The organism is Saccharopolyspora thermophila, from assembly GCF_014646075.1.
GTDB lineage: Bacteria > Actinomycetota > Actinomycetes > Mycobacteriales > Pseudonocardiaceae > Saccharopolyspora > Saccharopolyspora thermophila.
The window spans coordinates 103,626-121,853 of the sequence record NZ_BMMT01000013.1 but is presented as its reverse complement, the minus strand read 5'-3'; the positions used below and the strand labels follow the sequence as shown (position 1 = coordinate 121,853).

18 protein-coding genes are annotated in these 18,228 nt (G+C 71.3%); 4 read left to right on the top strand and 14 right to left on the bottom strand.

All coding sequences use genetic code 11. The features are described 5' to 3' along the window. Positions 1–13: 13 nt before the first annotated feature. The 6 genes from tatC to pafA form a co-directional block, all read right to left on the bottom strand. Positions 14–964, bottom strand: a complete 951-nt coding sequence (tatC, locus tag IEY17_RS18110) for a twin-arginine translocase subunit TatC (RefSeq protein ID WP_188989288.1) — start codon at positions 962–964, stop codon at positions 14–16. A gap of 20 nt (positions 965–984) precedes the next feature. Then, a complete protein-coding gene (gene tatA, locus IEY17_RS18105) occupies positions 985–1,257 on the bottom strand; it encodes a Sec-independent protein translocase subunit TatA (RefSeq protein ID WP_188989286.1) in 273 nt (90 codons plus the stop codon). 76 nt (positions 1,258–1,333) lie between these two features. Beyond that, on the bottom strand, positions 1,334–1,534 hold the full coding sequence (locus IEY17_RS18100) for a bacteriophage holin (RefSeq protein WP_188989284.1): 201 nt from the start codon (positions 1,532–1,534) through the stop codon (positions 1,334–1,336). Between the two features lie 18 nt (positions 1,535–1,552). After that, on the bottom strand, positions 1,553–2,524 hold the full coding sequence (locus tag IEY17_RS18095) for a helix-turn-helix transcriptional regulator (RefSeq protein ID WP_188989282.1): 972 nt from the start codon (positions 2,522–2,524) through the stop codon (positions 1,553–1,555). Then, the gene (locus IEY17_RS18090) at positions 2,521–3,498 is read right to left on the bottom strand and encodes a helix-turn-helix transcriptional regulator (protein ID WP_188989280.1); all 978 of its coding nucleotides are present in this window, start codon (positions 3,496–3,498) and stop codon (positions 2,521–2,523) included. The genes IEY17_RS18095 and IEY17_RS18090 overlap by 4 nt, the downstream gene beginning before the upstream one ends. A 233-nt stretch (positions 3,499–3,731) precedes the next feature. Next, complete coding sequence (gene pafA / locus IEY17_RS18085) at positions 3,732–5,090, bottom strand: Pup--protein ligase (RefSeq protein ID WP_188989278.1); 1,359 nt, start codon at positions 5,088–5,090, stop codon at positions 3,732–3,734. 68 nt (positions 5,091–5,158) lie between these two features. Here pafA and IEY17_RS18080 point away from each other — a divergent pair, with 68 nt between their 5' ends. Beyond that, a complete protein-coding gene (locus IEY17_RS18080) occupies positions 5,159–6,634 on the top strand; it encodes a bifunctional phosphatase PAP2/diacylglycerol kinase family protein (protein WP_229680276.1) in 1,476 nt (491 codons plus the stop codon). Positions 6,635–6,749: 115 nt separating this feature from the next. Here IEY17_RS18080 and prcA read toward each other — a convergent pair whose 3' ends face one another. The 4 genes from prcA to dop all read right to left on the bottom strand — a co-directional run bounded on the left by prcA (position 6,750) and on the right by dop (position 10,427). Continuing rightward, positions 6,750–7,505 carry a proteasome subunit alpha gene (gene prcA, locus IEY17_RS18075; RefSeq protein WP_188989276.1) on the bottom strand — a complete coding sequence of 252 codons (756 nt, stop codon included), beginning with the start codon at positions 7,503–7,505 and terminating at the stop codon, positions 6,750–6,752. A gap of 60 nt (positions 7,506–7,565) precedes the next feature. Next, on the bottom strand, positions 7,566–8,411 hold the full coding sequence (prcB, locus tag IEY17_RS18070; RefSeq protein WP_188989274.1) for a proteasome subunit beta: 846 nt from the start codon (positions 8,409–8,411) through the stop codon (positions 7,566–7,568). Positions 8,412–8,580: 169 nt separating this feature from the next. Continuing rightward, positions 8,581–8,772, bottom strand: a complete 192-nt coding sequence (locus IEY17_RS18065; RefSeq protein ID WP_188989272.1) for a ubiquitin-like protein Pup — start codon at positions 8,770–8,772, stop codon at positions 8,581–8,583. A gap of 155 nt (positions 8,773–8,927) precedes the next feature. Continuing rightward, positions 8,928–10,427 (bottom strand): depupylase/deamidase Dop, encoded by a 1,500-nt coding sequence (dop, locus tag IEY17_RS18060; RefSeq protein ID WP_188989269.1) that lies wholly within the window; start codon positions 10,425–10,427, stop codon positions 8,928–8,930. A gap of 128 nt (positions 10,428–10,555) precedes the next feature. Between dop and IEY17_RS18055 the strand changes: the two genes are divergently transcribed. Further along, complete coding sequence (locus IEY17_RS18055) at positions 10,556–11,068, top strand: NUDIX hydrolase (protein ID WP_229680275.1); 513 nt, start codon at positions 10,556–10,558, stop codon at positions 11,066–11,068. 14 nt (positions 11,069–11,082) lie between these two features. Here the strand turns inward: IEY17_RS18055 and IEY17_RS18050 are convergent, their stop codons facing one another. Together IEY17_RS18050 and arc are read right to left on the bottom strand one after the other, a co-directional pair. Beyond that, on the bottom strand, positions 11,083–12,033 hold the full coding sequence (locus IEY17_RS18050) for an aldo/keto reductase (RefSeq protein WP_188989267.1): 951 nt from the start codon (positions 12,031–12,033) through the stop codon (positions 11,083–11,085). Between the two features lie 82 nt (positions 12,034–12,115). After that, complete coding sequence (arc, locus tag IEY17_RS18045) at positions 12,116–13,906, bottom strand: proteasome ATPase (RefSeq protein ID WP_188989265.1); 1,791 nt, start codon at positions 13,904–13,906, stop codon at positions 12,116–12,118. 522 nt (positions 13,907–14,428) lie between these two features. Here arc and IEY17_RS18040 point away from each other — a divergent pair. Continuing rightward, positions 14,429–15,079, top strand: coding sequence for an Rv0361 family membrane protein (locus IEY17_RS18040; RefSeq protein WP_188989263.1), 651 nt, complete (start codon positions 14,429–14,431; stop codon positions 15,077–15,079). 86 nt (positions 15,080–15,165) lie between these two features. Here the strand turns inward: IEY17_RS18040 and IEY17_RS18035 are convergent, their stop codons facing one another. Then, positions 15,166–15,999, bottom strand: coding sequence for a tRNA (adenine-N1)-methyltransferase (locus IEY17_RS18035; RefSeq protein ID WP_188989261.1), 834 nt, complete (start codon positions 15,997–15,999; stop codon positions 15,166–15,168). A gap of 50 nt (positions 16,000–16,049) precedes the next feature. Next, entirely contained in the window at positions 16,050–17,189 is a 1,140-nt protein-coding gene (locus IEY17_RS18030) for a site-2 protease family protein (protein WP_188989259.1), read from the bottom strand. Positions 17,190–17,277: 88 nt separating this feature from the next. Here IEY17_RS18030 and IEY17_RS18025 point away from each other — a divergent pair, with 88 nt between their 5' ends. Beyond that, positions 17,278–18,168, top strand: coding sequence for a RecB family exonuclease (locus tag IEY17_RS18025; RefSeq protein ID WP_188989257.1), 891 nt, complete (start codon positions 17,278–17,280; stop codon positions 18,166–18,168). Positions 18,169–18,228: the final 60 nt, after the last annotated feature.

The window sequence follows — 18,228 nt, the reverse complement described above, 5'->3', positions numbered from 1 at the left end:
CCAGCAGCTCAGGTCACGTGACGTCGTCGGTCTGGGAGAGCTTCGACGGCGTGGTGTCGATGTCCGAGGGCCGGTAGTCGATCGGGGACGCCTCGTCCAGGCCCACCCCGATCAGGCCCTGGGCCGCCAGCTTCTTCTCCCGGCGCTTGTCGTTGGCCCGGCAGATCAACGCCGCGACCAGGAACAGCAGGCACAGCGCCGCCGCCAGCGCCAGCATCGAGAACGGGTCCTGCCCCGGCGTGGCGACCGCGGCGAACACGAACAGCGCGAACACCAGGCCCCGCCACCAGCTCTTGATCTTGGCGTAGCTGACGATCCCGGCCAGGTTCAGCATCACCAGGATCAGCGGCAGCTCGAAGCTGACGCCGAAGATCACCAGCAGCAGCAGCATGAAGTTGATGTACTTGCCACCGGTGAGCGCGGTGAAGAACGCGTCCCCGCCGAATCCGGCCATGAACGTCAGTGCCTCGGGCAGCACGAAGTACGCCAGCACCGCACCGGCGGCGAACAGGATCGAGGCGAAGAACACGAAGGTGCGCGCGAACTTGCGTTCCTTGTCATACAGCCCGGGGGTGATGAACGCCCACAGCTGATAGAGCCACACCGGGCTGAACACCAGCGCGCCCACCGCCATGCCGACCTTCAGCGTCAGCATGAAGATCTCGAACGGCTCGGTCTGCAGCAGCTGACAACGCCCGTTGGGGCTGAGCCGCTGCTCGACGGGCAGCGCGCAGTACGGCCCCATCAGGATCTCGCTGAGCGGGGGCAGGCCGAAGACCGGGTGGGCGAACCACCAGATCCCGAAGACGGCCCCGACGACCACCGCCGTCATGGCCACGCCCAACCGGTACCGCAGTTCGAAGAGGTGGTCGACGAGCGACATGGTGCCGTCGGGGTTGTGCCTGCGCCCCCACCGACGGCGGTCCTTGCGGAACGGGTTCAGGCGACGCAGTGGACCAGCCACCGTGTTGTCCCGTCCCTCACTCAGTTCTTCTGGTCGTGGCGCTGCTTGTCATCCGCCGGTGACGCGGCCGGCGGCGGGCTCGCCTCACCGGCGCTGAGCTCCGGCTTCTGCTCGCGCTCGGCCTGCGCCTTCTTCGCCGCTTCCTCGTCGGCCTTCAGGCCGCGCGCTTCGGCCTTGAACACCCGGGCGGACTGGCCGAGCGAGCGGGCCATCTGCGGGAGCTTGGTGGCACCGAACAGCAGCACCAGCACCAAGACGATGACGACGAGCTCCCAGCCACCAGGCAAACCCATCCGTGCACAACCTTTCGTGATGTCCCTGCTCGCGATGATACGCGCGGCAGGGGTGGACAAACAGGGCCGCTGAGCGTCAGCGTCGGCGGCGTTCGGCGAACGCCACCTTCAGCCCCGCCACGCGCGCCTTCACCAGGCCGCTGCGGTCGTTGAGGTCGTCGACGACCTGTCGCTGCACCGACCGGAACCGCCGCAGTCCCCGGACCACCCGGACCAGCAGCAGGGCCAGCAGCACCAGGCCGACCGCCAGCAACACCAGACTCCACACGTACGGCACGCGGTCACCGTAGCTGGCTCAGGTGGATGGCAGGTGACGTGCCCGCGTCAACGCGTCTTCCGCACGTTGACGCACGTCACGGGCCAGCTCCGGCGGGCTGATCACCCGCACCTGCCCACCCTGGCCCAGCACCAGGCGCACCATCCAGGACCGGTCGGAGTAGCGCATCCGCACCCGGGCGCGCCCCCGCGGCAGCTCCACCAGCTCGTCCACCGGGTAGTACTCGGCGATCCACCGCGCGTCCGGCTCCAGCTCCAGCTCCGCGCTGGGCTGGTCGGGCAGCGGGCGGAACAGGCCCGCGGAGACGTCGGTCGGTTCGGCGTCCGACGGCGGCCGGGCCGGTTCGCCGAGCACCTCGACCTCGTCGATGCGGTCGAGCCGGAACAGCCGCACCCCCGACGCGCTGCGACACCACGCCTCCAGGTAGCTGCGCCCGTCGATGAGCAGCAGCCGCATCGGGTCCACGGTCCGCTCGCTGATCTCGTCGCGGGAGGCCGTGTAGTAGCGCATCCACAGCGCCCGCCGCCGCGTCGTGGCGTCCTGCACCGACGCCCGCACTCCCGGCCGCACCGCGCTCTCACGGCCCTCCAGCCCGACGACCACACCGGCCGGCCGGGCCTGCCCGACCGCGTTCTCCACCTTCGCCAGCGTCCGCTGCACCGCGTCGGTGTCGGTGATGCCGGGGGTGTCGGCCAGCGCCCGCAGCGCCACCAGCAGCGCGGTCGCCTCGGACGCGGTCAGCCGCAGCGGTCGGCGCATGCCCGCGTCGTAGGTGACGGTGATCGAGTCGCTCTCGAAGGACAGGTCGATCAGATCGCCCGGCCCGTATCCGGGCAGCCCGCACATCCACAGCAGCTCCAGGTCCTTGCGGAGCTGCTGCTCGGTGACGCCGAAGTCGGCCGCGGCGTCGGCGATCGGGATGCCTGGGCGGCTCAGCAGGTAGGGAACCAGCGCCAGCAGCCGGGGCAGCCGCTCGGTCGCGCTCGTCATCGGCCCCCCTCGTCCAGCACGTCCAGGTGGATCTCGTGGACGGTCTTGCGCAGCGTGTCCGGCTCCAGCACCGCCACGTCCGGGCCATACCCGGCGATCCAGCTCGCCGCCGACTCCGGGTAGCTCAGCTCCAGCTCCAGCACGTCCCCCCGATCGCCGGCGAGCTCCATGGCGCCCACCACCCGCGCCCGCCGCCGCAGTCCGTGGGCGCGCCCGTCCGCCACCCACACCCGGGCCAGCGTGCTCGGCGGCGGTTCGCGCTGCTCACCGGCGACGAAGCGGAGCAGGTCGGTGTCCGGCGGGCGCTGCACCTGACCGGCCGCTCCGACCGCGCGCACCTCCCCGAGGATCCGGGACAACCGGAAGCACCGCGGGGCCTGCCGGTCCCGGTCGTGCCCGACGAGGTACCAGCGGCCGCGCCAGGACACCACGCCCCACGGTTCCACGGTGCGGCGGTGCGCCTCCGGGCTGCTCGGTCGCCGGTAGTCGAACTCCACCACCCGGCCCGCCTGCACCGCCGCCAGCAGCGGCGCGAACGCGGGCTCGCTGGTGCGCACCTTCGGTTCCACGCCCGCCGAGGCACGCTCGTCGACGTCCACCCCGGCGGCACGCAGCTTCAGCAGCGCGCCCCGGGCGGCCGCGGTGAACTCCGGCGAGTCCCACAGCCGGACGGCCAGCGCGACCGCGGCGGCCTCGTCGGGTTCCAGGTCGATGTCGCCGAGCTCGTAGTCCCGGCGGGCGATGCGGTAGCCGTCGGTGGTGTCGAAGGCGGAGTTGCGCCCCGTCTCCAGCGGGATCCCCAGGTCGCGCAGCTCGGCCTTGTCGCGCTCGAAGGTCCGGAAGAACGCCTCGTCGGTGGGTGCGCCGGCATAGCCCGGCACGATCGCCCGAATCCGTTCCGCAGTGAGGTACTGGCGCGTCGACAGCAGACACAGCACCAGGTTCACCAAGCGTTCCGCACGCGCAGTGGCCACTTCGAAACTCTAGCTCCGCGGCATTCGATCATGTGTTTGGGTGGGGGCGTGTCGCCGCAGTTCAGCCGCCCGGCCGCGGACCAGGTGGTCAGGGCGCCCTCGGGTCTGCACACCCACGCCCACCTCGGTCCAGCGAGAACCACACGAGCTCCGCGCACCCACACCCGAACCACTGGACGGTGCAGGGCGCCTGTGTCGCAGGCGCCCTGCACTCTTACCCGAAAGCGTGAACCTCAGAGGGAGCTGATCAGCCGCTCCACCCGCTCGTCCACCGCCCGGAACGGGTCCTTGCACAGCACCGTCCGCTGGGCCTGGTCGTTCAGCTTCAGGTGCACCCAGTCGACCGTGAAGTCCCGGCCCGCCGCCTGCGCGGCCGCGATGAAGTCACCGCGCAGCTTCGCCCGGGTGCTCTGCGGCGGCGTGTCCTTGGCCGCCTCGATCTCCCCGTCCTCGGTCGCCCGGTCCACCAGGTCCTTGCGCTGCAGCATGTCGAACAGCCCGCGCCCCCGGCGGATGTCGTGGTAGGCCAGGTCCAGCTGGGCGATGCGCGGGCTGGACAGCTCCAGGCCGTGCTTGCTCTGGTAGCGCTCCAGCAGCCGGTGCTTGATCGCCCAGTCGATCTCCCGGTCGATCAGCGAGAAGTCCTGCTTCTCGATGGCCTCCAGGGTGCGGCCCCACAGCTCCAGGATCCGCTCGGTCATCGGGTCCGAACCGCGCCGCGCCACGTGGTCCACCGCGCGGCCGTAGTACTCCTGCTGGATGTCCAGCGCGGATGCCTCCCGCCCGCCGGCCAGCCGGACGGTGCGCCGCCCGGACAGGTCGTGGCTGATCTCCCGGATGGCGCGGATCGGGTTGTCCAGGCTGAAGTCCCGGAACTGCACGCCCTGCTCAACCATCTCCAGCACCAGGTTCGCCGAGCCCACCTTCAGCAGTGTGGTCACCTCGGACATGTTGGAGTCGCCGACGATGACGTGCAGCCGGCGGTAGCGCTCGGCGTCGGCGTGCGGCTCGTCCCGCGTGTTGATGATCGGCCGAGAGCGGGTCGTGGCGCTGGAGACGCCCTCCCAGATGTGCTCGGCGCGCTGCGACAGGCAGTACACCGCGCCGCGCGGAGTCTGCAGCACCTTTCCCGCACCGCAGATGAGCTGGCGGGTCACCAGGAACGGCAGCAGCACGTCGGCGATGCGGGAGAACTCGCCGGACCGGCCCACCAGGTAGTTCTCGTGGCAGCCGTAGGAGTTGCCGGCCGAGTCGGTGTTGTTCTTGAACAGGAAGATGTCCCCGCCGATGCCCTCGTCGGCCAACCTCCTCTCCGCGTCGATGAGCAGGTCCTCCAGGATCCGCTCGCCCGCCTTGTCGTGGGTGACGAGCTGGACGAGGTCGTCACATTCGGCCGTGGCGTACTCCGGATGGGAGCCCACGTCCAGATAGAGCCTGGCCCCGTTGCGGAGGAAGACGTTGGACGACCGCCCCCACGACACGACCCGTCGGAACAGGTACCTGGCGACCTCGTCCGGGGACAGTCGACGCTGCCCGTGGAAGGTGCAGGTGACCCCGAACTCGGTTTCGATGCCGAAGATCCGCCGCTGCATGACTCCACACTAGGCGCAAACAGCGGTTCGCGGCGGTCCGCCGTTCGGGCACCGGTAGCGTGTTTTGCGTGCTGGGATGGTTGCACCGCGTCATCGACCACGCCAGGAGAGCCGACGGACGGCTGGCGCTGGGCAGCGCGGTGCTGCCGCGCACGGCCGCGGACATCGGCCTGAAGGTGCTCAGCACCTCCGCCAACCACAGCATGTTGTGGTTGGGGGTCGCCGCACTGCTCGGGTTACGCAGCGGGAGCACCCGGCGGGCAGCCATTCGGGGCATCGCGGCCATCGCGGGGGCCAGCGCCACCACGAACCTGGTCGGCAAACCGCTGCTGCAGCGCCGCCGTCCCCCGGCCGGGCTGGTCGCCCCGCACCGCAGGCTCACCGCCCCGCCGGCGTCCTCGTCGTTCCCGTCCGGGCACGCGGCCTCGGCGGCGGCGTTCGCCACCGCCGTGGCCCTGGAGTCGCCGGTGGCGGGCGCGCTCGTCGCGCCGGCCGCGGTGGCGGTGGCCTACTCGCGGGTGCACACCGGGGTGCACTGGCCCAGCGATGTGGCCGTCGGAGCCGCGATCGGCGCCGGGGCGGCGTGGGCGACCCGCCTGTGGTGGCCGGTGCGCCCGGTCGCGCACGCGGCCGAGGCGACCCTGGCGCAGCTCCCGGCGCTGCGCGACGGCGCGGGCATGGCGGTGCTGGTCAACCCGGAGGCGGGGGACGGCGCGGTGTCACCGCAGGAGTGGATCGGGCGGCACTGGCCCGCCGCGCAGGTGTGCTACCCCGGCTCCGGCCGGGACCTGGTCGCCGAGGTGGACCGGTTGGCCCGCCGGGAGTCGGCGCGCGTGCTCGGGGTGGCGGGCGGCGACGGCACGGTGGCGGCGGTGGCCGCCGTCGCGGCACGGCACGGGATGCCCCTCGCGGTGCTGCCCACGGGCACGCTCAACCACTTCGCCACCGACCTCGGCATCTCCGGCACCGATGCGGTGGCCGACGCCGTCCGGCACGGGCACGGCTGCACCGTGGACCTCGGCACGGTCCGCATCGACGGGCAGCGGACCCGCTGGTTCCTCAACACGGCCAGCCTCGGCGGCTACCCCGACATGGTGCGGTTCCGGGAGAAGTGGCAGAGGCGCTGGGGCAAGTGGCCCGCGACCGCCGCGGCCCTGGTGCGGGTGCTCCACGAGTCCACACCGCTGGAGTTGGAGCTGGACGGGCGGCGGCAGCGGGTGTGGGTGTTGTTCGTCGGCAACGGCGCCTACGCCCCGCGCGGCTTCGCCCCGACCTGGCGCCCGAACCTGGACAACGGGCTGCTGGACGTGCGCTACGTGCGCGCCGACGCCCGCTTCTCCCGGCTCCGGTTCGTCGCGGCCGCGATGCTCGGTTCGCTGAAACGCAGCCGCATCTACGTGGAACGCGCCTGTCCGGCCCTCGATGTGGCCGTCCTCGGCGGCCCGATCGCACTGGCCAGCGACGGTGAGGTCGGGCCCCGTGGCTCCCGCTTCCGCTTCGCCGCGCGCGAGGCCGCGCTCCGGGTCTACCGACCCACGCCCTGACGGCAGCGCGTCGACGTCCGGATCGCCGGGAGAGCACGCGACCGGATCACCAGCGCCGGGGAGGCGCCGAGCGATCCGGTCGGAAGCGATGTGGCCAGAAAGGACAGCCGATACCCTACTTGTCCTTTTCGGACCTGTCGTTGGATTTCCCTTCGCCCGCACCGGAGTCCGAAGCCGACTCCGCCTGCGGCAGCAGGGCCTTGAGCGCCGCGCCCTGGATGCGGCGGAACGTCCGGTGCGGGCGGTCGCGGTCGAGCACCGCCACCTCCAGCTGGCCCAGGCCCAGCTCGCGGCTGCTGTCACCACCGGACGACAGCGCCTGCACCGCCACCTTCACCGCGTCGGCCAGCTCCATGCCGTCGCTGAAGGAGTCCTTCAGCGCGCTGGTGATCGCGTCCGCCTGACCGCCCATCACCACGTACTGCGGCTCGTCCACGATGGAACCGTCGTAGGTCAGCCGGTACAGCTGGTCGGTCTCGGCGGTGTACCCGACCTCCGCCACGCAGATCTCCACCTCGAACGGCTTGATCTGCTCGGTGAAGATCGCCCCCAGGTGCTGGGCGTAGGTGTTGGCCAGCGACCGCCCGGTGACGTCGCGCCGGTCGTAGGAATAGCCGCGCACGTCGGCGATGCGCACCCCGGCCACCCGCAGCGCCTCGAACTCGCTGTAGCGGCCCACCGCGGCGAACCCGATGCGGTCGTAGATCTCGGACACCTTGTGCAGTGTCGGCGAGGGGTTCTCGGCCACGAACAGCACGCCACCGGCGTACTTCAGCACCACCACGCTGCGGCCCCGCGCAATGCCCTTGCGGGCCAGCTCGGAACGCTCCCGCATCAACTGCTCGGGAGAGGTGTAGAACGGCATCGTCACGGCTGGGCACTCCTGGTTCGAATCTGCTCGCTCGGGCAGGCGGGGAAGCGGCTCACCGCATCAGCCGCCGGGGTTCTCCATCCGGCTGTTGACCACGTCGCCGGCGATCTCGGCCGCGCGGTCCTCGGGCATCCGCACCGCGCCGTCCGCGGCGGTGATGGTGATGACGGACGGGTAGATGCGCCGCGCCAGGTCCGGGCCGCCGGTGGCGGTGTCGTCGTCGGCCGCGTCGTAGAGCGCCTCGATCGCCACACGCACGGCGGTGTCGCGGTCCGCGTCCGGGTCGAAGCGCTTCTTCAGCGCCGACTTCGCGAACAGCGAACCGGAACCGACGGCGTGGTAGCCGCCGATTTCGTCGTAGCGGCCGCCGACCACGTCGTAGGACACGATGCGGCCCGCCCGGTCCGGGTCGTCGGCCTCGGTGTCGTACCCGGCGAACAGCGGCACGACCGCCAGGCCCTGCATCGCCGCCGGCAGGTTCCCGCGCAGCATGGTGGCCAGCTTGTTGGCCTTGCCGTCCAGCGACAGCGGGACGCCCTCGAGCTTCTCGTAGTGTTCCAGCTCCACCGCGTACAGCCGCACGATCTCCTGCGCGACCCCGGCGGTCCCGGCGATGCCGACCGCGGAGTACGAGTCGGTGACGAACAGCTTCTCCATGTCGCGCTGGGCGATCAGGTTGCCCATGGTGGCGCGGCGGTCACCGGCCAGCAGCACACCGCCGCGGAAGGTGACCGCGACGATCGTCGTGCCGTGCGGGGCCTCCACGGCCCCCTCCGGGACGCTGCGGCCGCCGGGCAGCAGCTCGGGCGCGGTCGCGCGGAGGAAGTCGGTGAATGACGACGACCCCCGGGCGAGGTACGCGGCGGGCAGGGCCTGACCCGGGAACTGGGCCGAGCTCGGTTCCATCAGCGACATCGTCTCCTGATCTCAAGGGGCACGACAGACTGCACTTTAGAGAGTGGGCGCCCGGTCCGCGTCGGCGGTGCCGGTTGGGCATCCGGTGCGCAGGACGACGCCGGGCCGGTTCGGCCGGCCCGGTGCCGGTGGTGTCCGCGCGGGCCGCGCCCGCCCGGGTCTACTGCCCGCCCTTCTGCACGTACGCGCGGACGAAGTCCTCGGCGTTCTCCTCCAGGACGTCGTCGATCTCGTCCAGGATGGCGTCGACGTCCTCGCCGAGCTTTTCGCGACGTTCCTGGCCGGCGGCCTCGGGGCCCTGTTCCTCGTCCTCGCCGCCGCCACCGTGCCGCTGAACCTTTTCCTGGGACATCTTGCCTCCCGGTGGTTGCCCTCTCGGATGTCCCCTGGTCGCGGGGACTTCCTGCTGTGAACACTACCGATCCGACCACCCGTTCGCCCACAGCCAGCCGGGCGTCTTCGCGATCTTTCCGGTGCGCGGGATCCTCACCCGCTGCGACCGCCCGATCACCCCTTCGTCAGCGAGTCGACCAGCTCCTCGGCGCTGGCCGCAGCCTCGAGCAGCTCACCCACGTGGGCGCGCGTGCCGCGCAGCGGTTCCAACGTCGGGATACGCACCAGGGATTCCCGCCCCAGGTCGAAGATCACCGAGTCCCAGGACGCGGCGGCCACCTCCGCCGGGTAGCGCTCCAGGCACCGGCCGCGGAAGTAGGCGCGGGTGTCCTCCGGCGGGGTGGTCACCGCCGCCCGCACCTCCTCCTCGCTGACCAGGCGCTTCATCGAGCCGCGCGCGACCAGCCGGTTGTACAGGCCCTTGTCCAGCCGCACGTCGGAGTACTGCAGGTCGATCATGTGCAGCCGCGGCGACGCCCAGCCCAGGTTGTCGCGGGTCCGGTAGCTCTCCAGCAGCCGCAGCTTGGCGGGCCAGTCCAGCCGGTCGGCGCAGTCCATCGGGTCGTTGCCGAGCAGGTCGAGCACCTCGCCCCAGGTCTGCAGCACCTCGCGGGCGGCGCGCTCGCCGCCGTGCTTGTCGAGGTGCCGGGCGGCGCGCTCGTGGTAGGCGCGCTGCAGGTCCAGCCCGGTGAACCGGCGCCCGTCGGAGAGCTCCACGGTCTGCTTGAGCGTCGGGTCATGGCTGATCAGGTGCACCGCCTGCACCGGATCGGCCAGCTTGAGGTCGTCGAACCGCTGCCCGGACTCGATCATGTCCAGCACCAGTGCCGTGGTGCCGAGCTTGAGGTACGTGGAGGTCTCGGCCAGGTTGGCGTCGCCGATGATGACGTGCAGCCGACGGTACTTGTCGGCGTCGGCGTGCGGTTCGTCGCGGGTGTTGATGATGCCGCGTTTGAGGGTGGTTTCCAGGCCGACCTCGACCTCGATGTAGTCGGAGCGCTGGGCGAGCTGGAAGCCCGCCTTCTCCCCCGCCTGGCCGATCCCGACCCGGCCGGAGCCGCACACCACCTGGCGGGAGGCGAAGAACGGCGTCAGCCCGCCGATCACCGCGGTGAACGGGGTGCTGCGCGCCATCAAGTAGTTCTCGTGGGTGCCGTAGCTGGCGCCCTTGCCGTCAACGTTGTTCTTGTACAGCTGGATCGGCGCGGTGCCGGGCACGCTGGCCGCGCGGATCGCGGCCTCCTCCATGACGCGCTCGCCGGCCTTGTCCCAGATGACGGCGTCACGCGGGTTGGTCACCTCGGGCGCGGAGTACTCGGGGTGCGCGTGGTCGACGTACAGCCGCGCACCGTTGGTGAGGATGACATTGGCCGCCCCGAGGTCGTCGCCGTCCGAACCGTTGGTCTGCTGCGCCGTGGTGCTGAGGTCGAAGCCGCGGGCGTCGCGCAGCGGCGATTCCACCTCGTAGTCCCAGCGCGCGCGCCGCGCCCGCGGGATGTCGGCCGCCGCCGCGTAGGCCAGCACGATGTGCGTGGAGGTCAGCACCGGGTTGGCGCCGGAGTCGCCCGGCACGACGATGCCGTACTCCACCTCGGTTCCCATGATCCGCCGCATACCTGGCAGCGTACGGGGTATCACCGACCAAGCTAAGTGCCGCACGCCACAGGTTCACGATTGTCGGGGTCTTCGGCGGCGGGTGGCGTGACTGCCGTGCCTCGACGGGCGGGTGCGACGATCGGGGCGTGAACGCGAGCGGGGAACTCGTCGCGGTCTACGACGCGGCCGGGCGTGTCGTGGGCAGCGCGACGCGGCAGCGGATGCGCGCCGAGGGGTTGTGGCACGCGGCGGCGTCGGTGCTGGTGCTCTCGCCGGACGGCACCGAGGTCTACGTGCACCGGCGCACCGACTCCAAGGACGTCTACCCGGGCATGCACGACTGCTGGGCCGGCGGTGTGGTGGCCGCCGGGGAGGACCCGGACGCAACCGCGCGCCGCGAACTCGCCGAGGAGTTGGGAGTGCGCGGGGTCCCGGTGCGCTTTGTGTTCCGCACGGTGCACGAACTGGGTAGCGTGCGCTTCCACGGTTTCCTCTACGAGGCCCGCTGGGACGGCCCCATCGTCCACCAGCCGGACGAAGTGGCCGAAGGGTGGTGGATGCCCCTGCCGGAACTCCGCGAACGCCTGCGGGACCCGTCCTGGCCGTTCGTCCCGGACGCCCGCCAGTTCGTCCAGGAGTGGTTCGCCCGGGCGAAGTAGTCCGATCTAGTGACTCAGTGCCAGGGCAGGGTGGCGCGCTCGCCCCAGTACGTCGCCGCGTCCCGCAGCAGGGACCGCAGCGCCTGGTCGTCCCGGTCGGTCAGCTCCACCCGGCAGGCCGCCAGGTTCGACTCCAGCTGCGCTACACTCGCCGGGCCGAGCAGCACCACGTCGGCCCACGGCTGGCGCAGCACGTAGGCGATGGCGACGGCGTCGGGCCCCACCCCGTGCCGGTCGGCAACCTCGGCGAGCTCCCGCGGCGGGTCCACCGCCAGCCGCCCGTTGGCCAGCGTCTCCTTCACCAGAACCCGCCAGCCGCCGGCATGCGCCTCGCTCAGCGCCCGCCCCGCCGACGGCTCCATCGCGTTCCAGGTCGACTGCACCGCCCCGAACAGCTGGCGCCCGCCCACCTCGAGCTCCCAGGCCCGCTCGATGGTGTCGGCCTGCGCCGCGCCGCTGGTGGAGAACCCCAGCCGCACCCCGGCGTCGCGGATACGGGCCAGCTCGTGCTGCAGCGCCAGGTCATCGAACAGCGGGCTGTCCACGGTCAGCGAATGCACCTGGTACAGGTCCACCCGGTCGCCGAGCAGGGTCCGGGTCTCGGCCCACTGGGTGCGAAGCCGCTCCACCGAGTGCTCCTTGACCTCGTGCACCTCGGTTTCGATGCGCCACTCCGCGACGTAGGCGTACCCCCACTTGCTGGAGACCGTGACGTCCTCGTGGCCGCGCTCGCGCAGCCAGTCGGCGAGGAACTGCTCCGCGCTGCCGTAGGAGCGCGCGGCGTCCACCCACCGGATCCCGCTGGCGTACGCGGCGTCGAGCACCGTGCGGGTGCGCTCCCGCATGGCCTGCGCCGTGCGCTGAACGGGCAGCACGTCGACGCGGCCGACGTTGATGTAGGCGGGGCGTCCGAGCGCGGCCAAGCCCAGTCCGAGGCGCTGTACCGGTGTCTGCGCGGGGATCATGCCTGGAAACGTAACCGTTGCCGCGCCCGGGCACAGCTCGGGGCCGCCACCCCGGTGCGGGATGGCGGCCCCGCCGCGGCCGTCACAGGTACTGGCCCGTGTTGGTGGCCGTGTCGATCGCCCGGCCGGACTCCTGGTTCTTCCCGCTGACCAGGGTGCGGATGTAGACGATCCGCTCGCCCTTCTTGCCGGAGATGCGGGCCCAGTCGTCCGGGTTGGTGGTGTTGGGCAGGTCCTCGTTCTCGGCGAACTCGTCGACGATGGCGTCCTGCAGGTGCTGCACCCGCAGGCCCGGCTGGCCGGTCTCCAGCACCGACTTGATCGCCGCCTTCTTTGCCCGGTCGACGATGTTCTGGATCATCGCGCCCGAGTTGAAGTCCTTGAAGTACAGGACCTCCTTGTCCCCGTTGGCGTAGGTGACCTCCAGGAACCGGTTCTCCTCGGTCTCGGCGTACATCCGCTCGACCGTGGCCTGGATCATCGCCTCCACGCACGCGGCCTTGTCGCCGCCGAACTCCTTGAGGTCCTCCTCGTGGATCGGCAGGTCCGGGGTCAGGTACTTGGAGAAGATGTCCTTGGCCGACTCGGCGTCCGGACGCTCGATCTTGATCTTCACGTCCAGCCGGCCCGGCCGCAGGATCGCGGGGTCGATCATGTCCTCGCGGTTGGAGGCACCGATGACGATGACGTTCTCGAGTCCCTCGACGCCGTCGATCTCGCTGAGCAGCTGCGGCACGATGGTGGTCTCCACGTCCGAGGACACGCCGCTGCCGCGGGTCCGGAAGATCGAGTCCATCTCGTCGAAGAACACGATCACCGGCGTGCCCTCGGATGCCTTCTCCCGGGCGCGCTGGAAGATCAACCGGATGTGCCGCTCGGTCTCGCCGACGAACTTGTTCAGCAGCTCGGGGCCCTTGATGTTCAGGAAGTACGACTTGGCCTGACCATCGTCGTCCCCGCGCGCCGCGGCGACCTGCTTGGCCAACGAGTTGGCCACCGCCTTGGCGATGAGCGTCTTGCCGCAGCCCGGAGGGCCGTAGAGCAGGACGCCCTTGGGCGGGCGCAGCTGGTACTCGATGTAGAGGTCGGAGTGCAGGAACGGCAGCTCCACGGCGTCGCGGATCTGCTCGATCTGGCTGGCCAGCCCGCCGATGTCGTGGTACCCGACGTCCGGGACCTCCTCCAGCACGAGGTCCTCGACCTCGGCCTTCGGCACGATGTCGTAGGCGTACCCCGCCTTGCTGTCGACCAGCACCGAGTCGCCGGCCTTGAGCCCGGCGGCGGCCAGCGGTTCGGTCACCCACACCACGCGTTCCTCGTCGGTGTGGCCCAGCACGAGCGCCCGGGGGCTCTCCCCGGGGCCGCTGGACAGCAGCTCCCGGAAGGTGCAGACCTCACCGGTTTGCTCGAACGCACCAGCCTCCACCACGGTCAGGGCCTCGTTGAGGCGCACTGACTGGCCCAGTCTCAGTTCCTCCGTCTCGACGTTGGGCGACACCGCCACCCGCATCTTGCGACCAGACGTGAACACGTCGACCGTGCCGTCCTCGTAGCGGCGCAGGAACACGCCGTAGCCGCTCGGGGGCTGGGCGAGGCGGTCGACTTCCTCGCGCAGGGCCATCAGCTGGCTCCGCGCTTCCTTCAGGGTCTCGGTGAGTTTGGCGTTCCGTTCGGTGAGCTGACTCACTCTCTCGGATGCCTCGGCCAGCCGCTTTTCCAGCAACCGGACCTGTTGGGGAGACTCGTTGAGCCTGCGGCGCAGCAGCGCAACCTCGTCCTCCAGGAGACGGATCTGGCTGCGGAGTTCTGCAGAGCCACCGCTGTACTGCTCGCCGCCCTCCTCAGGCCGGCTGCCGGGACGGTCGTGCTGCATGTCGGCACCCTCCTCCCGTGCTCGTACCACCACGGTACCGGCGATCACCGACGACGGCGGCGTCGTTAATGCCCGCCGGATCGCCCAGCGTGCCACAAAAACCCGCGAATCCCCATGATGTAGTCCAGGTTGGTACCAGCGGGCCGCCGCCCGGGCCGGCGGGGCCGAACACGGTGCGTTGACGATCATGGTCCGTTCGATACGTTCCGCACCGGGCGGCCGGGCCCTCGGCAGCCCTCACCAGCACCGATTTTCCATTGCGCCACAGTGGTGGTGGCCAGGACGCGGCATCCGGGTTAACCGCTCCGGCATCCGGGTGGCGTTGCGGTGGCGGCATCGCGTCCACCCACTGGACTTCTCCCATCATTTGGAACAACTCCGGCTGACGGGCGACCGCGCGGCCCGTGACGATTCGGTCCCGAATGGTCCACTCCGTGCACGTCGCGTCGCGCCCTCTGATCTACTTACGGCCGCCGCGCGAAAGCCGGCACCCGAAAGCCGCACACCTCCGGGGAGGAGTTCATGACCTATCCGCCGCAGCAACCTGGACCGGGCGGGTGGGGCCAGCAACCCACGGGCAACGGTTTCCCCGCAGCGGGACCGTCGGAAACCCCGCAGCAGCAGCCGGCCTGGTACGGCAACCAGCACACCGGCTGGCCGCAGCCGGGCCAGGAGCAGCCGCAGCAGGCGCCCGCACCCCCGCAGTGGGGCAGCGAGTTCGGCCCCGGGTCCTGGCTTCAGGAGCCGAACGGCTTCGCGGAGGTTGAGCCGCCGCAGCCGAAGAAGTCGAAGCTGCCGCTCATCCTGGGCCTGGTCGCGGCCGTCGTCGTGCTCGCCGGTGCCGGGGTGGGGCTGTTCTTCTGGCTGAACAGCGGCCCGGGTGAGGCGCGACCCGTCGCCCAGCAGGTCGTCAACAAGGTCAACGCCGGCGACTTCGCCGGGGTGAGCAGCCTGTTCTGCCAGGCCAACAGGGCCGAGCTGAACGAGGCGCTGGACCAGCTCAAGGAGTGGAAGTTCAACGTCAAGCTCGGCGAGGTCACCGAGCGTGGCGACACGGCCACCGCAAAGTTGTCGGGAACCTACCAGGCCGACGGGAAGACCCACCCCGTGGACCAGACCATGGCGCTCACCGTCGAGAACGGCGAGTGGAAGGTCTGCCAGCTCGACCAGTGAGCCCCCGCTCCAGGTCGAACCTTCGCTGCACGAGCCTTCGCGCACACGGCCCGCCCCGGGAATTCGGGGCGGGCCTGCTCGTGCCTTCAGCCTTTGCTGGGACGGCGTTGCGGGCGGGGCGGGGTTACTCCGTCCGCCAGGCGGCGGGTGGTGAGCAGGAACGCCGTGTGGGCCACCATGCGGTGCTCCGGGCGGACCGCCATACCCACCACGTGCCAGGGGCGCATCAGCGTTTCCCACGCCTGGGGCTCGGTCCAGTTCTGCTGTTCGCGGATCGCCTCGGTGATGCGGGACAGCTGGGTCGTGGTCGCCACGTAGACGACCAGCACGCCGCCCGGGAGCAGCTTCTCGTGGATCTTGTCCAGCACGTCCCAGGGCGCGAGCATGTCCAGCACGACGCGGTCGACAGGCTCGCCGTCGTACTCCCGCACGTCACCCAGGTGCAGGGTCCAGTTGTCGGGCTTGTCGCCGAAGAAGCGCCGGACGTTGCGCTCGGCGTGCTCGGCGTGGTCCTCGCGCACCTCGTACGAGGTCACGCTGCCCTCCGGGCCCACCGCACGCAGCAGGGAGCAGGTCAGCGCGCCGGATCCGGCCCCGGCCTCCAGCACCCGGGCCCCGGGACGGATGTCGCCCCACATCAGGATCTGCGCCGCGTCCTTCGGGTAGATGACCTGCGCGCCACGCGGCATGGACAGCACGTAGTCGGCCAGCAGCGGGCGCAGCGCCAGAAACGACGTGCCGCCGACCGAGGTGACCACCGAGCCCTCGGGCTTGCCGATCAGGTCGTCGTGCGCCAGCGCCCCGCGGTGCGTGTGGTACTCCCCTCCTGGTTCCAGCACGACCGTGTACTTGCGCCCCTTGGGGTCGGTCAACTGGACCCGGTCGCCGGGCCGGAACTCACCGCTGACGGTGCTGCTCAACTGCCTACCTCTTCTTGCCGATCGGTACAGCGCACCATCGTCGCAGGCGGTCACCCGCGGTGGGCGCGCAGGGCGGCGCGCAGGTCCTCGCGGCGCAGCACCCCGCTGGGGCGGCCCTCCTCGTCGAGCACCAGGAACTGCCAGGCCAGCACCGACCGCACCCGCTCCAGGACAGCGTCCGGCGGTTCGCCGTCCAGCAGGATGGTGTCCGGGTCGACCGGTTCCGCGGCCCGCTCCGCGGGCTCGCGCGGGGCGTGCATGGCCAGCCGCTCGGCTGCGGTCTGGTCGAGCAGCCCCACCGCGACGCCGTCGGCCCGCACGAGCACCACGCCCCGCCCGGCCGCGGCCACCAGCGCGTCGCCGACCGGGCTTTCCGCGGGAAGCTGCAGCACCGGGCGCACCAGGTCCGCCAGCGCCAGCCCCTCCGGCCAGCTCCGGCGCTGCTCGGCGGAGTGCTCCGCGCTCGCCCCGGCCACCACGAACCACGCCATCAGCACGGACACGCCCAGCCGCAGCCACTGGTCCTGGGCGTTGGTGATCAGCCCAACCAGCGCCCACCCGATCAGGGCCGCGGCGACGAGCCCGGCGCCGACGACGCCCGCGGTCGTGCCGCTGCCGCGCCTGCCGGTGAGGCGCCAGGTCAGCGCGCGCAGCATCCGGCCGCCGTCCAGCGGCAGGCCCGGCAGCAGGTTGAACACCGCGACCGCGAGATTGGCCACGCAGGTCTGCGCGACCAGCAGCCAGATCGCGCCGCCGGGCACCAGGGCCAGCCAGCCCAGCCCGGTGGCCAGCGCCAGGACCATCGACACCGCGGGCCCGGCCGCGGCGATCACCCCCTCCTGGGCGGGGGTGGGCGGGGTGCGGGAGATCTCGGTCAGGCCGCCGAGCAGGAACAACCGGACACGCCGCACCGGCAATCCCAGCCGCAGCGCCACCAGGCAGTGGCCAAGCTCGTGCAGCAGCACGGACACGGCCAGCAGCACGGTGAACACGGCCGCCAGCACAGCGCACTCCCAGACGCCCGCCCCGGGCAGGATGCGGCCCACCAGCGGGGTGTAGAGCAGCACGATCAGCACCGCACCCAGCCACCACGACGGCGACAGCAGCACCGGCACTCCGGCGACGCGGCACAGCAGCAGGCCACCATCGGAGAGCTTGGGCCGGGCGTGCGGGGATGCGGTCGACGGCATGTGCGCAGGGTAATCCCCCGGTCGTGAGGCAGTTGTGATCCGCACACCCGTGATCCCGTGTCGGGCTGCTCGATTAGGGTTCGGGGCCATGGCGGAACCGGCTCAGGTAGCGGCAGGCGGCGGAGTGCACGACGGCGGGACCAGGCGCCCGGCGCTGTCGCCGTCCCGGGCCAGCGATTTCAAGCAGTGCCCGCTGCTGTACCGGTTCCGGGCGGTCGACCGGCTGCCGGAGACGCCGAGCAGGGCGCAGGTGCGCGGCACGGTGGTGCACTCGGTGCTGGAACGGCTGTTCGGCCTGCCCACCGCGGAGCGCGGGCCGGAGCAGGCGCGGGCCCTGCTGCGCCCGGCCTGGGAGGACCTGCTCGTGCAGCAGCCCGAGCTGGGCGAGCTGTTCGACGGCCCGGACGACCCCGAGCTGGCCGGGTGGCTGGAGTCGGCGAACGCGCTGCTGGACGCGTACTTCGAGCTGGAGGACCCGCGGCGGTTGGAGCCGGAGGCGTGCGAGCTGCGGGTGGAGACCGAGCTGGAATCGGGGGTGCTGCTGCGCGGGTTCATCGACCGCGTCGACGTGGCGCCGACCGGCGAGATCCGGCTGGTGGACTACAAGACCGGGGCCGCGCCGCGGGAGATCGGCGAGGCCAAGGCGCTGTTCCAGATGAAGTTCTACGCCCTGGTGCTGTGGCGCACGCGCGGGCAGGTGCCGCGCCAGCTGCTGCTGATGTACCTGGCGAACAAGCAGTCGCTGGCGTACACGCCGGACGAGACGGAGCTGCGCCGCTTCGAGCGCACGCTGGAGGCGATCTGGCAGGCGATCCTGCGCGCCGGCCGCACGGGTGACTTCCGGCCCAACCCGAGCCGCCTGTGCGACTACTGCGATCACAAACCGCTATGCCCCGCCTTCGGCGGCACGCCGCCGCCCTACCCGGGCTGGCCGGAGCCGGACCCGGGACCCGAGTCGGTCCTGGACCGCACCGACTGATCCCCGACCGCCTCACGCGTGGCGGGCACCTCCGACGTCACAACCGACGCGCGAGGGCCT

What these genes read in the sequence shown, in the direction of transcription:
- IEY17_RS18065 (WP_188989272.1), bottom strand. Translation starts at nt 8,772, where the DNA reads ATGTCCCAGGAAAAGGTTCAGCGGCACGGTGGCGGCGGCGAGGACGAG.
- tatA (WP_188989286.1), bottom strand. Translation starts at nt 1,257, where the DNA reads ATGGGTTTGCCTGGTGGCTGGGAGCTCGTCGTCATCGTCTTGGTGCTG.
- IEY17_RS18050 (WP_188989267.1), bottom strand. Translation starts at nt 12,033, where the DNA reads ATGATCCCCGCGCAGACACCGGTACAGCGCCTCGGACTGGGCTTGGCC.
- pafA (WP_188989278.1), bottom strand. Translation starts at nt 5,090, where the DNA reads ATGCAGCGGCGGATCTTCGGCATCGAAACCGAGTTCGGGGTCACCTGC.
- IEY17_RS18030 (WP_188989259.1), bottom strand. Translation starts at nt 17,189, where the DNA reads ATGCCGTCGACCGCATCCCCGCACGCCCGGCCCAAGCTCTCCGATGGT.
- IEY17_RS18025 (WP_188989257.1), top strand. Translation starts at nt 17,278, where the DNA reads ATGGCGGAACCGGCTCAGGTAGCGGCAGGCGGCGGAGTGCACGACGGC.
- arc (WP_188989265.1), bottom strand. Translation starts at nt 13,906, where the DNA reads ATGCAGCACGACCGTCCCGGCAGCCGGCCTGAGGAGGGCGGCGAGCAG.
- dop (WP_188989269.1), bottom strand. Translation starts at nt 10,427, where the DNA reads ATGCGGCGGATCATGGGAACCGAGGTGGAGTACGGCATCGTCGTGCCG.
- IEY17_RS18095 (WP_188989282.1), bottom strand. Translation starts at nt 2,524, where the DNA reads ATGACGAGCGCGACCGAGCGGCTGCCCCGGCTGCTGGCGCTGGTTCCC.
- IEY17_RS18040 (WP_188989263.1), top strand. Translation starts at nt 14,429, where the DNA reads ATGACCTATCCGCCGCAGCAACCTGGACCGGGCGGGTGGGGCCAGCAA.
- prcB (WP_188989274.1), bottom strand. Translation starts at nt 8,411, where the DNA reads ATGGAACCGAGCTCGGCCCAGTTCCCGGGTCAGGCCCTGCCCGCCGCG.